This window comes from Streptomyces sp. NPDC002817, assembly GCF_053592055.1.
In genome coordinates, this window is record NZ_JBSFUY010000017.1 from 144,819 (window position 1) to 157,767 (window position 12,949).

Annotated in this window: 10 protein-coding genes; 7 read left to right on the forward strand and 3 right to left on the reverse strand. The window is 70.3% G+C overall.

The annotated features are described in order from the left end of the window. Positions 1–13 precede the first annotated feature (13 nt). The 7 genes from ACWD3I_RS28655 to ACWD3I_RS28685 all read left to right on the forward strand — a co-directional run bounded on the left by ACWD3I_RS28655 (position 14) and on the right by ACWD3I_RS28685 (position 9,417). Positions 14–1,054 (forward strand): ABC transporter permease, encoded by a 1,041-nt coding sequence (locus tag ACWD3I_RS28655; RefSeq protein WP_365398010.1) that lies wholly within the window; start codon positions 14–16, stop codon positions 1,052–1,054. Then, a complete protein-coding gene (locus ACWD3I_RS28660) occupies positions 1,051–1,986 on the forward strand; it encodes a carbohydrate ABC transporter permease (protein WP_365398013.1) in 936 nt (311 codons plus the stop codon). The genes ACWD3I_RS28655 and ACWD3I_RS28660 overlap by 4 nt, the downstream gene beginning before the upstream one ends. Positions 1,987–2,113: 127 nt before the next feature. Then, entirely contained in the window at positions 2,114–4,324 is a 2,211-nt protein-coding gene (locus tag ACWD3I_RS28665; RefSeq protein WP_365398015.1) for a 1,4-beta-glucanase, read from the forward strand. Further along, on the forward strand, positions 4,324–6,291 hold the full coding sequence (locus ACWD3I_RS28670) for a beta-galactosidase (RefSeq protein WP_365398018.1): 1,968 nt from the start codon (positions 4,324–4,326) through the stop codon (positions 6,289–6,291). Before ACWD3I_RS28665 ends, ACWD3I_RS28670 begins: the two co-directional genes overlap by 1 nt. Beyond that, positions 6,288–8,492 (forward strand): glycosyl hydrolase family 95 catalytic domain-containing protein, encoded by a 2,205-nt coding sequence (locus tag ACWD3I_RS28675; protein ID WP_365398020.1) that lies wholly within the window; start codon positions 6,288–6,290, stop codon positions 8,490–8,492. Before ACWD3I_RS28670 ends, ACWD3I_RS28675 begins: the two co-directional genes overlap by 4 nt. A 39-nt stretch (positions 8,493–8,531) precedes the next feature. Next, positions 8,532–9,245, forward strand: coding sequence for a glycoside hydrolase family 12 protein (locus tag ACWD3I_RS28680; RefSeq protein ID WP_365398023.1), 714 nt, complete (start codon positions 8,532–8,534; stop codon positions 9,243–9,245). 28 nt (positions 9,246–9,273) lie between these two features. Continuing rightward, positions 9,274–9,417: a hypothetical protein gene (locus tag ACWD3I_RS28685; protein WP_365398029.1), complete on the forward strand. Its 144-nt coding sequence runs from the start codon at positions 9,274–9,276 to the stop codon at positions 9,415–9,417. Here ACWD3I_RS28685 and ACWD3I_RS28690 read toward each other — a convergent pair. The 3 genes from ACWD3I_RS28690 to ACWD3I_RS28700 all read right to left on the reverse strand — a co-directional run bounded on the left by ACWD3I_RS28690 (position 9,414) and on the right by ACWD3I_RS28700 (position 12,856). Then, positions 9,414–9,656: a hypothetical protein gene (locus ACWD3I_RS28690; RefSeq protein ID WP_365398032.1), complete on the reverse strand. Its 243-nt coding sequence runs from the start codon at positions 9,654–9,656 to the stop codon at positions 9,414–9,416. The genes ACWD3I_RS28685 and ACWD3I_RS28690 overlap by 4 nt on opposite strands. A 49-nt stretch (positions 9,657–9,705) precedes the next feature. Then, positions 9,706–11,754, reverse strand: a complete 2,049-nt coding sequence (locus ACWD3I_RS28695) for a glycoside hydrolase family 31 protein (protein ID WP_365398036.1) — start codon at positions 11,752–11,754, stop codon at positions 9,706–9,708. An 88-nt stretch (positions 11,755–11,842) separates the two neighbouring features. Continuing rightward, a complete protein-coding gene (locus tag ACWD3I_RS28700) occupies positions 11,843–12,856 on the reverse strand; it encodes a LacI family DNA-binding transcriptional regulator (RefSeq protein ID WP_365398039.1) in 1,014 nt (337 codons plus the stop codon). Positions 12,857–12,949: the final 93 nt, after the last annotated feature.

The following is a 12,949-nucleotide window of genomic DNA, read 5'->3' on the forward strand; positions in this document are numbered from 1 at the left end:
AAGGAGAACGGCCGTGTCCCACAGCACGGTGCCTCGGAGCAGGGCCGAGGCCGACACGACGGACAAGACCCCGGTGGCGTCCGGCGACGCCACCGGTCCCCGCTCGGGGAGGAAACGATCCCCCGGGAAGCTGAGTCTGCGGCTCAGGCTCAGACGCGACCGCGTCCTGCTTCTGATGACGCTGCCGGCCGTCGCCCTGGTCCTGCTCTTCAACTACGTGCCGATCCTCGGCAACGTGGTCGCCTTCCAGGACTACGACCCCTACATCAGCGACAACGGCGTCGTGTCCATGCTGCACAGCCCGTGGGTGGGGCTGGAGAACTTCCAGCGGATCTTCGAGGACTCCTCGTTCTGGCAGGCGGTCCAGAACACGCTCGTGCTGTTCTTCCTCCAGCTCGTGCTGTTCTTCCCGATCCCGGTCCTGCTCGCACTGCTCATCAACAGCGTGGTCAGGCCCCGGGTGCGGGCGATCGCGCAGGCCGTGCTGTATCTGCCGCACTTCTTCTCGTGGGTGCTGGTCATCGCGGTCTTCCAGCAGCTGCTCGGCGGCGCCGGACTGCTCTCGACACTGCTGCGTGACCACGGGTACGACGGCCTCGACATCATGACCGACCCGAACACCTTCAAGTTCCTGGTCACCGCGCAGGCGGTCTGGAAGGACGCCGGCTGGGGGATCATCGTCTTCCTCGCCGCCCTGGCCGCGGTCAGCCCCGACCTGTACGAGGCCGCCGCGATGGACGGCGCCAACCGCTGGCGCCGGATGTGGCACGTCACCCTGCCGGCGCTCCGGCCGGTGATCGCGCTGCTGCTGGTACTGCGCGTCGGCGACGCCCTGACCGTCGGCTTCGAGCAGATCCTGCTGCAACGAGATGCCGTGGGACCGGGCGCCTCGGAAGTGCTCGACACCTTCGTGTGGTGGAACGGCGTCCGCAACCAGGACTTCGGCTACGCGGCCGCCGCCGGACTCGTCAAGGGTGTCATCAGCATCGGTCTCGTCCTGGCCGCGAACAAGGTGGCCCATCTGATGGGCGAGCAGGGGGTGTACAAGAAGTGACCGTCGTGATCGACAAGCCTGTACAGAAGCCCGGCCGGTGGGCCGCGCCGCCCCGGCCGGTGTGGGAGGAGCAGCCCTCGCAGGTGGGGCTGGCCGGCAAGGGCCTGGTGCTGGGGATCGCCTGCCTCGCGATTCTCTTCCCGCTGTGGATCGTCGTCGTCACCAGTCTCTCCTCGCGCAAGACCATCGACGAGGCCGGCGGTCTGGTGATGGTGCCGAAGGACATCACCTTCATCGCCTACCAGGAGCTGCTCAGCGGCGGCCAGGTGACCCGGGCCGCGATCATCAGCGTCCTGGTCACTCTCGTCGGTACGGCGTTCTCCATGACCGTGTCCGTGCTGTGCGCGTACGGGCTGTCGCGGACGGAGTCGGTCGGGCACCGGTGGATCCTCATGACGCTGCTGGCCACGATGTTCTTCAGCGCCGGGCTCATCCCCACCTATCTCCTGGTGCAGACCCTCGGGCTGACCGACAGTTACCTCGCGCTGATCCTGCCGAGCGCGATCAGCGTCTTCAACATCCTGGTCCTGCGTGGGTTCTTCATGGGGATCTCGCCGGAGCTGACCGACAGCGCGCGGATCGACGGGGCCGGGGACTTCCGGATTCTGTGGCAGATCATCATGCCGCTGTCGCGGGCCGTCATCGCGGTGATCACGTTGTTCTACGCCGTCGGGTACTGGAGCGCCTGGTTCAACGCGTCCCTGTACCTGAACGACCAGGACATGATGCCGTTGCAGAACGTCATGATCCAGCTCGTGCAGAAGCAGGAGGCTCCGGTCGGGCTGGGGCAGGCGATCAAGACGGGGCAGCTGTCGGGGCTGGCCGTGCAGATGGCGGTCATGGTGATGGCGTTGCTGCCGGTGGCTGTGCTGTCGCCGTTCGTCCAGCGGCATTTCAAGAAGGGCATGCTGACCGGTGCGGTGAAGGGTTGAGCCGCGCCTATTGAGTGGGGTGCTTCGGATCGTCGGCGGCTGCGGGTTCGTCGTGGCTGGTCGCGCAGTTCCCCGCGCCCCTGAGTGAATCCACTCCCCCCTTCCTTTCCTCAGAGCGAGGCTTGTCATGCGTACGTTCAACCTGAGCCGTCGTGCCGTTCTTGCCGGGACCGCTGCCGCGGCCGCGCTACCCGCTCTTCCCGTCGGGCAGGCGCAAGCACACGCTGCTGAGGCCGCGGGCTCCTCGTACCGGTGGCGCAACGTGGTCATCGGTGGCACCGGCTTCGTCACCGGGGTCCTCTTCCATCCCTCCGTTCGCGGGCTCGCCTACGCCCGTACGGACATCGGTGGGGCCTATAGATGGGACGACCGCGCCGCCGCCTGGGTCCCGCTCACCGACCACCTCGGGTGGGACGACTGGAACCTCCTCGGGGTGGAGGCCATGGCCGTCGACCCCGCCCACCCGAACCGGGTCTATCTCGCGCTCGGCACCTACGCCCAGTCGTGGGCCGGCAATGGTGCCGTTCTGCGGTCCGACGACCGTGGCGCCACCTGGGCCCGTACCGACCTCACCGTGAAGCTCGGGGCCAACGAGGACGGGCGGGGGGCCGGCGAGCGGCTGCTCGTCGATCCGCGCGACAGCGACACCCTGTGGCTGGGGACCCGGCACGACGGGCTGCTCAAGTCCACCGACCGGGGCGCCACGTGGGCCGCCGCCACCGGCTTTCCCGGCACCCCGAGCGCCTCCGGGCAGGGGGTCACCCTGCTCGTCGCCGCCGGGCGCACCCTCTACGCCGGCTGGGGGGACTCCGACGGGAGTGCCGCCAACCTGTTCCGTACCGCCGACGGGACCAAGTGGGAGGCCGTTCCCTCGCAGCCCTCCGGGACCGCCGCCAAGGTGCCGATCCGGGCCGCGTACGACAAGAACACCCGTGAGCTGTACGTGACGTACGCCAACGCCCCAGGTCCCAACGGGCAGTCCGACGGCAGTGTGCACAAGCTGTGCACCGCCAACGGGAAGTGGACCGAGGTGACCCCGGTGAAGCCCGGCGGGACCACGAGCGACGGGTCCGCCGACACCTTCGGCTACGGCGGGGTCGCCGTGGACGCCCGACGGCCCGGCACCCTGGTCGTCTCCACCAACAACCGGTGGGCCGCCGTCGACACCGTGTTCCGGTCCACCGACGGTGGCCGCCACTGGACGTCCCTCAAGGACTCCGCCGTCCTCGACGTATCGGAGACCCCCTATCTCAAGTGGGGTGCGGACGCCCCCAAGTTCGGCTGGTGGATCCAGGCGCTCGCCCTCGACCCGTACGACTCCAGGCACGTCGTCTACGGCACCGGCGCCACCCTCTACGGCACCCGGGACCTGAAGCACTGGGCGCCGCAGATCCGGGGCATGGAGGAGACGTCCGTGCGGCAGCTGATCTCGCCTCCGGCCGGGAAGGCGCATCTGATCAGCGGGCTCGGGGACATCGGCGTGATGTACCACGAGCGGCTCACCGCCTCGCCCTCGCGCGGCATGGCCACGAACCCCGTGTTCGGGACGGCGACGGGACTCGCACAGGCCGCGCGGAAGCCGGCGTACGTCGTCCGCAGCGGGTGGGGCGACCATGGCAACGGCGCCTACTCGAACGACGGCGGCCAGACTTGGGCGCCCTTCCAGGCCCAGCCCTCTGTCGCCAAGGACGCACCGGGGCCGATCGCCACCAACGCCGACGGCAGCGTGCTGCTGTGGGTCTTCGTGCACTGGGACGGCACGAAGTACCCGGCCTACCGCTCCGCGGACAACGGGGCCACGTGGACCGAGATCTCCTCCTTCCCGAAGGGAGCCACGCCGGTCGCCGACCCGGCCGACCCGACGCGCTTCCACGCGTTCGACGCCGACACGGGAACGCTGTACGTCAGCACCGACGGTGGCCTCTCCTTCACTCAGGGTGCGACCGGCCTTCCCTCCGGGGACAGCCAGTTCGAGCTGGTCGCCGCGCCCGGGCGCTCCGGGGACCTCTGGCTGAGCGTGAAGTGGAACGGGCTCTATCGGTCCACCGACGGGGGCCTGAGCTTCGACAAGGTCGCCAGCTGCTGGGCCTCGTACACCCTGGGTTTCGGCAAGGCCGCCGACGGGGCCGACTACCCGGCGATCTACATGGTGGGCTCCACCGAGAGCATCACCGCCGTCCACCGGTCCGACGACGAGGCGAAGACCTGGGTGCGGATCAACGACGACCGGCACCAGTGGGGGTGGACCGGCGAGGTCATCACCGGGGACCCGCGGGTGTACGGGCGCGTCTACCTCGCCACCAACGGGCGCGGCATCCAGTACGGGGAGCCGGTCTGATGCCCGACCTCGGTGATGTGACGCGCGGTCGCGTCCTCTTCGGCGGCGACTACAACCCCGAGCAGTGGCCCGAGGAGACCTGGCACGAAGACGTCCGGCTCATGAAGGACGCCGGCGTCAACTCCGTCACCCTCGGCGTCTTCTCCTGGGCCAGGCTCGAACCCCGTCCGGGGGAGCGCGACTTCGGCTGGCTCGACCGGCTGATGGAGCTGATGCACGAGAACGGCATCGGCGTCGTCCTCGCCACCCCCACCTCCTCGCCCCCGCCCTGGCTGGGACATCTGCACCCCGACACCCTGCCCGTCGACCAGGACGGCCGCACCGAGTGGTGGGGCGGCCGACAGCACTTCTCGCACTCCAGCGCGGTCTACCGCCGGTACGCCGCAGCCATCACCGAGGACCTCGCCGCCCGCTACGGCGGCCACCCGGCCCTCACCATGTGGCACATCAACAACGAGTACTGCACCCACGACTGGGGCCCCGAGGCCGCCGTCCGCTTCCGCCGCTGGCTCCAGGACAGATACGGCACGCTCGCGGAACTCAACGACGCCTGGGGCACCGCCTTCTGGAGCCAGGGCTACGGCGACTGGGCCGAGGTGCACACGCCCCGGCACGCCCACTACCTCAAGAACCCCGCGCAGGTGCTGGACTTCAAGCGGTTCACCTCCGACATGCTCCTGGAGTGCTACGTCGCGGAGCGCGACATCGTGCGCCGGCACACCCCGCACGTCCCGGTCACCTCCAACTTCATGCCGCTCTGGTCCGGGCAGGACGCCTGGCGGTGGGCCGAGGAGGAGGACGTCGTCTCCGTCGACCTCTACCCCGATCCGCGCGACCCCTTCGGCGCCCAGGCCGGTGCTCTCGTACAGGACATGACCCGTTCGCAGGCCCGCGGACCCTGGATGCTGATGGAGCAGGCCGCCGGGCCGGTCAACTGGCGGGGCGTCAACCACCCCAAGCCGCGTGGCCTCAACCGTCTCTGGTCCCTCCAGGCAGTCGCCCGTGGTGCCGACGCCGTCTGCTACTTCCAGTGGCGGCAGTCCCGGCAGGGCGCGGAGAAGTTCCACTCCGGGATGGTCAGCCACGCGGGGGAGCGGGGGCGGACGTACCAGGAGGTCAAACAGCTCGGCGCGGAACTCGCGCGGATCTCCGGCGAGGTGACGGGCAGTCACACCGCCAACGACATCGCCGTCCTGCACGACTGGCACTCCTGGTGGGCCGGCGCCCACGAGGGCCGTCTCTCCACCCAGGTCGACTACACCCAGGTCCTCACCGCCTGGCACCGAGCCCTGTGGGAGGCCCACCTCGCCACCGACTTCGCCCACCCTGAGCACGACCTGAGCGCGTACAAGCTCGTCGTCGTCCCTCAGCTGTACTCCCTGAGCGACGCGGCGATCGACAACCTCATCGCGTACACGCAGCAGGGCGGCACCCTCGTCTCCGGCTTCCTCACCGGCATCGCCGACGAGGACGACCGGGTGCGGCCCGGCGGGATGGACGGACGGCTGCGTGAGCTGTTCGGCATCCGCACCCTGCACGAGTGGTGGCCGCTGGACGCGGGGGAGGACGTCGAGTGCGACGGGTTCCGCGGGACGCTGTGGTCGGAGGAGATCGAGAAGGACGCGGACGCTGTCGCCGAGGCCGTGTTCAAGGGCGGCGAGCTCGACGGGCTGCCGGCGGTGCTCCGCAAGGGGCGGGCGCGGTACCTCGCGACGCTTCCCGAAGCGGACCGACTACGGGCTCTCCTCGCGCAGTTCGCCTCCGACGCGGGCGTCCGCCCGGTGCTCGACCGGCTCCCCGCGGGCGTCGAGGCCGTACGCCGCGGTGACCTGCTCTTCCTGCTCAACCACTCCCGCGAATCCGTGACCGTCGAGGTCCCCGGCACCCACCACGACCTGCTCACGGGGACGACCGTCACGGACGAGTTGACCTTGGACCGGTACGGCGTGGTGGTGTTGCGCCCATGAACGCGAACGCGGACACCGGCATCGTGCACGGCACCTGGGAACCCCGCCCCGCCACCCGCTGGGAGGACGGCTTCCTGAGCGGCAACGGCCGTCACGGCGCTCTCGCGTTCGGCGAACCGAACGACGAGCGGGTCGTCGTCACCCATCACACCCTCGTCCGCCCCAACGGCGCCGAACAGGCCCGACCGCCCGAGCTCGCCGCCGAACTGCCCGCACTCCAGGACCGGTTGCTCGCCGGAGAGCCGGACGCCGCGGAGAGCTTCACGGACGGACGGGACCTCCAGTGGGTGCAGCCCTTCCACCCGGCCTTCCAGGTACGGCTGCGCCGAGCGAACGGCGGCGCGCGGAGGCACAGACGTTCCGTCGACTTCACCACCGGTGTCGTCCACAGCACGAGCGAGGGCTGGGACAGCCAGGTCTTCGTCTCGCGCGCCGACGACGTCATCGTCCAGCAGGTCGTGGCGACCGAGCTCGACATCTCCTTGGACCACCGGCTCCCCGGCGCCCCGAAGGACCTCGGCGTCGGCCACGGCGCCGTCCTCACCCCCGACGGCGCCCTGCTCACCCTGCGCGCCCGTTACCCCGGCAGCGACCGTGCCTACACCGGCGTCACCCTCGTCCTCGTCACCGGCGGCACCACCACCCTCACCCCGCCCGGACTGCGGATCGCCGGAGCCGAGTCGGTGCTGCTGCTGAACCGCGTACTGCGGCACACCGGCGAGCTGGACGCGTTGGAGCACGCCCGCGCCCTGCGCGAACTCGCACCCGAGCAAGAAGACGCGTTCACCTTCCTTCTCGACCGTCACACCGCCCTGCACCGCACCGCCTACGAGCGGGTCACCCTCGACCTCCACGCCGACCCCGCCGAACGCCTCCTGCCCGGCTCGGAGTTGCTCGCCCGCCCCGAGAGCCCCGCCCTCCTGGAGCGCCTGTTCGCGGCCGGCCGCTACCACCTGCTCTCCGCCAGCGGCCTGTTCCCGCCCCGGCTCACCGGCCTGTGGACCGGTGACTGGGGCACCGCCTGGGCGGGGGCGTTCACCAACGACGCCAACGTCAACCTCCAGACCGCGTCAGCGGCGGCGGCCGCCCTGCCCGAAGTCACCGAGGCTCACGCCTCCTTGATCCACGGGCAGTTGGAGGACTGGCGGGAGAACGCCCGCGTCATCTTCGGTGCCCGCGGCGTGGTCGCACCGCCGCACAGCGACGGCGAGTCCGGGCTGACGTACCACTTCAGCCGCGAGTACCCGCTGCACCTGTGGACGGCCGGCGCCGACTGGCTGCTCAAGCCGCTCGTCGACCACGACGAGACCCGCGGCGAACACGACCCGCGCACCGCCGCCGCGCTCGCCGAAGTCGCCCTGTTCTACGAGGACTTCCTCACCCGGACCGACACCGACGGGAATCTCGTCGTCGTCCCCTCCTACTCACCCGAGAACCGGCCCGCCAACGCCAGTTGGGGTGCGATCAACGCGGCCATGGACCTCTCGGCCGCCCGCCACGCCCTGCACACGGCGGCGGACTACCACCCCGAGTCGGCGGCACGCTGGCGAGCCCTCGCCGACCGGCTCCCGCCCCACCGGATCAACGACGACGGCGCCCTCGCAGAATGGGCCTGGCCCGGCCTCGCCGACACCTACGACCACCGTCACCTCAGCCACCTCTACGGCGTCTGGCCGCTCGACGAGATCACCCCCTACGACACCCCGGACCTCGCCGCGGCCGCGTACCGCGCCCTCGAACTCCGGGGCGCCGAGAACGACTCGGCCCACGGCCACCTCCACCACGCCCTCGTCGCCGCCCGGCTGCGCGACGGCGAACGGGTCGCGCACGCCCTCGGACAGGTCCTCAAGGGCGACTTCTTCCACGCCTCCCTGATGAGCGCGCACTACCCGAACCGCGACGTCTACAACGCGGACGCCGCACACACCCTCCCTGCCGTGCTCGTCGAGATGCTCGTGCAGTCCACGCCGGACCGGCTGGTCCTGCTGCCGGCCCTCCCGGCGGCGTACCCGTCAGGCCGGCTCAAAGGGGTCCGCACCCGGTTCGGGGCGGAGCTCGACCTCGACTGGACCCCGCAAGAAGCGATCGCGGTGCTACGCCCCACCCGTACCCACCGCATCGAGATCCGGACTTCCGCCGGCGCGCGGCCGCTCGACCTCGTCGCCGGAGAAGACCACGTCCTCCCGCTTGGGGCGTGGTAACCACCCCCGCATTTCCCCCCACCCATGGAAAGGGACACCATGGCAAAGAGCACACTGCGCAAGATCACCATGGCGATTCTGGCCCCGGCGATGGCCCTCGGCGCCACCGTCGGCCTCGCCTCCGCCCCCGCCTCCGCCGCCGTCTGGAACTCCTGCGACCAGTGGGGCAACACCAGCCTGAACGGCTACACGCTCTACAACAACATCTGGGGCTCCGGCGCCGGCAGCCAGTGCATCTGGGCCAACTCCGGTACCAACTGGGGAGTCTGGGCCAACCACCCCAACACCGGCGGCATCAAGTCCTACCCCAACTCCAAGAAGGTGATCAACAAGACGATCACCTCCCTCGGCTCGCTCTCCAGCAGCTACAACGTCACTGTCCCGTCGTCCGGCGCGTACAACACGTCGTACGACATCTGGGACACGGACTACGACTACGAGATCATGCTCTGGGTCAACTACAACGGAGCCGTCGGCCCGCTGGGCACCTCGCAGGGCAACGTCACCCTCGGCGGCCACACCTGGACCGTCTACAAGGGCAACAACGGTGCCAACGAGGTCTTCTCGTTCCTGCGCACCTCCGACTCCACCTCCGGCACGGTGAACGTCCTGCCGATCCTGAAGTGGATCAAGGACACCAAGGGCTGGTTCGGCAACGAGACCATCGGCGACGTGCAGTTCGGCTACGAGATCACGTCCTCGTCCGGCGGGCTGGACTTCCAGACCAACAACCTGACGGTCAGCAGCAGCTGACCGGGAGGGGTGGGGTCACATGGACCTCATGCGTATCTCCCCCCTCACCAGTACTCTGATCGCCGCCGCCGCGCTGCTCGCCTCGCCGGGCCCCGCGGCGGCGGCTCCCGCCCCCACCGGTCTGCGGCCCGTGGCCGCCCTCTCCGCGTGGGGGTACCTCCCACGCCCTTAAGGCAGTGGGGGAGCCTCGCCACCGCCGACCAAGCCGGACCTGGGCGTCGTACGGCAGAAGATCAACCGCATCAACACCGGCCTCGTCACCGCGTTCGCCGACTGACGCCGCTGCGCACCCGGCCCAGGTGCGAGCCCGAACTCGCGCCGGCCGTCGTCGAGGTCCACCACGAACGGCATCCGGACCTGCTGCACACCGGCGCCCTCGTTCGTTCCCTGGCCTCCGTCTGCCGCTGACACGCGTGTGCGGCCGGTCCCTCCCCTATGGGGACCGGCCGCACCGGCGCGTCTACTCCGCCACGGGCAGGCGCGCTCCGTCCCGCAGGAACAGCGGGATGCGGTCCAGCGGGGCGTCGACCGTCACGGTCGTGCCGCCCTCGTACGTCTCACCGGTCCACGCGTCCGTCCAGGTCGCGCCCGCCGGGAGATAGGTCGTGCGGGCCGTCGCGCCCGCCGTCAGCACCGGGGCCACCAGCAGGTCGCCGCCGAAGAGATAGGCGTCGTCGACGGACCAGGTCGCGTGGTCCTCGGGGAACTCCAGGAACAGCGGCCGCATGGGCGGCAGGCCTTCCTCATGGGCCTCCCGCATGACCTGGAGGACGTACGGCTTCAGGCGCTCGCGCAGCCGCAGATACCGCTCCAGGATGGCGCCGGCCTCCTCGCCGTACGACCACACCTCGTTCGGACCGCCGGTCATCTCCGGGCCGAGCGGCATGCCCGGGTCACGGAAGCCGTGCAGGCGCATCAGCGGTGACAGGGCACCGAACTGGAACCAGCGGACCATGACCTCGCGGTACGCCTCGTCGTCCGGGTCGCCGCCGTGGAAGCCGCCGATGTCGGTGTTCCACCAGGGGATGCCGGAGAGCGCGGTGTTGAGGCCGGCCGCGATCTGGCGGCGCAGGGTCGGGAAGTCCGTGCCGATGTCACCGGACCACAGGGCGGCCCCGTAGCGCTGACTGCCCGCCCACGCCGAGCGGTTGAGGGTGATGACCTCCTCGCCCTCGGCCGTCAGGCCCTCGTGGAAGGTGCGGGCGTTCTCCGCCGGGTAGCTGTTGCCGACCTCCAGGCCCGGGCCCGCCCAGTAGCGCAGGTTCTCCGAGAAGCCCGGCTTCAGCTCCGGCTCGCAGGCGTCCAGCCAGAACGCCGTGATGCCGTACGGGGTCAGGTAGTTGTCGCGGACCCGCGACCACATGAACTCGCGGGCCTCGGGGTTCGTGGCGTCGTAGAAGGCGATCTGGACGGTGGAGGCGACCTCCTTGTCCGGCCAGTCGGCGTGCGCCATCGGGCCGTACTGGGTGCCGATGAAGTAGCCGCGCTGCTCCATGAGTTGATGGTTCTCGCTCAGCGGGGAGACCGACGGCCAGACGGAGACGACGAGTTTGATGCCGAGCTCCTCCAACTCCCGCACCATGGCGCCCGGGTCGGGCCACTCGTTCAGGTCGAACTTCCAGTCGCCCAGGTGCGTCCAGTGGAAGAAGTCGCAGACGATCGCGGAGATGGGCAGGCCACGGCGCTTGTACTCCCGTGCCACGGCGAGGAGTTCGTCCTGGGTGCGGTAGCGCAGCTTGCACTGCCAGAAGCCCGCCGCCCACTCCGGCATCATCGGGGTGCGGCCGGTCACCGCGGAGTAGCGGCGCTGACCGTCGGCCGGGGCGCCCGCGGTGATCCAGTAGTCGATCTGACGGGCCGAGTCGGCGACCCAGCGGGTGCCGTTGTGCGCGAGCTCGACCCGGCCGATCGCCGGGTTGTTCCACAGCAGGGTGTAGCCGCGGCTGGAGCTCAGCACCGGGATACCGACCTCGGCGTTGCGCTGCACCAGGTCGAGGACCAGGCCCTTCTGGTCGAGCCTGCCGTGCTGATGCTGGCCGAGGCCGTACAGCTTCTCGTCGTCGTACGCGGCGAAGCGCTGTTCCAGACGGTGGTGGCCGTTGCCGACGGCGGTGTAGAGGCGGGAGCCGGGCCACCAGAAGTGGGCGCGGGCCTCGGCGAGGAGCTCGGCGGAGTCCTCGGTGCGAAGGAAGCGGATCAGGCCCTCGGCGTCGACCTCGACGGTGAGAGTGCCCACCGTCAACTGGCCCCGGCCGTCCTCGATCTTGATCGTGGACGAGGTGGCGGGCGGGCTCTCCAGCAACGCACCCGGCAGTCCCTCCAGGATCGGGCCACCGAGCCTCGCCCGGACCCGGACCGCGTCCGGTCCCCACGGCTCGATGCGGAGCGTCTCCTGGCGGCCGCTCCACTCCAGGCCGCCGTCCCGCTCACGGAACGTGCCGATGGTGGGAGACGACTGCGCGAGGCTGACAGCGCCCTGCTGGGGCTGATTTTCGGCAGGCTGAGTCACGAGGGGTGCTCCTGGAGGCGAGTGGAGACAGGTGGTGCCCCGGCGGGGCTGCTCGGGCTGCTCGGTGCGGAAGGAACAGAGCGGTTCGTCAGTGCGCCGACGGCGCGGGTCCCGTGCTCGTGCGGACCGTCAACTCGGGTGCGATGAGGACGACTTCGTCCTTGCCGCGGCCCTCCAGCTTGGCCACCAGGCGTTCCACGGCGTGCCGGCCCATGTCCTGTGCGGGGATGGCGACCGAGGTCAGCCGTACCGAGGCCTGGGTGGCGACCTGGTCGGGGCAGACCGCGACGACGGAGACGTCCTCGGGCACGGCGCGGCCCTGCTGGCGCAGCAGGGCGAGCAGCGGCTCGACGGCCGACTCGTTCTGCACGACGAAGCCGGTGGTGCCCGGGCGCTCGTCGAGGATGCGGGCGAGGGTGACGGCCATCGCGTCGTAGCCGCCCTCGCAGGGCCGGTGCAGCAGGCGTACGCCCAGTTCCTGGGCCCGCGTGCGGAGTCCGTCCAGGGTGCGCTCGGCGAAGCCGGTGTGCCGTTCGTACACCGCGGGGGCCTCGCCGATGACAGCGATGTCGCGATGGCCGAGCATCGCGAGGTGCTCGACGCACAGGGCGCCGGTGGCCCGGAAGTCGAGGTCGACGCAGGTCAGTCCGGAGGTGTCGGCGGGCAGGCCGATGAGCACGGACGGCTGGTCGGTGCCGCGCAGCAACGGCAGCCGCTCGTCGTCGAGTTCGACGTCCATCAGGATCATCGCGTCGGCGAGCCCGCTGCCGGTGACACGGCGCACCGCGTCGGGGCCCTCCTCGCCGGTGAGCAACAGGACGTCGTAGCCGTGGAGACGGGCCGTGGTGGCCACCGCGATGGCGATCTCCATCATCACCGGCACGTACATGTCGGTGCGCAACGGGACCATCAGCGCGATGATGTTGGACCTGCTGCTGGCCAGGGCGCGGGCGCCCGCGTTCGGGTGGTAGCCCAACTCGCGGATGCTCTGCTCCACCCGCTCCCGGGTGGCCCCGGAGATGGACCGCTTGCCGCTGAGGACATAGCTCACCGTGCTCGCCGAGACTCCGGCGTGCTGGGCGACCTCGGCGAGGGTGACCATCCAGCTCTCCAAGCTTGTGAAGCGCTTCGACAGTGCGCAGTGCGAATAAGGGCGGGTGAGGGTGGTTCGACAGTAGCTCCACCGGAGGTGGGT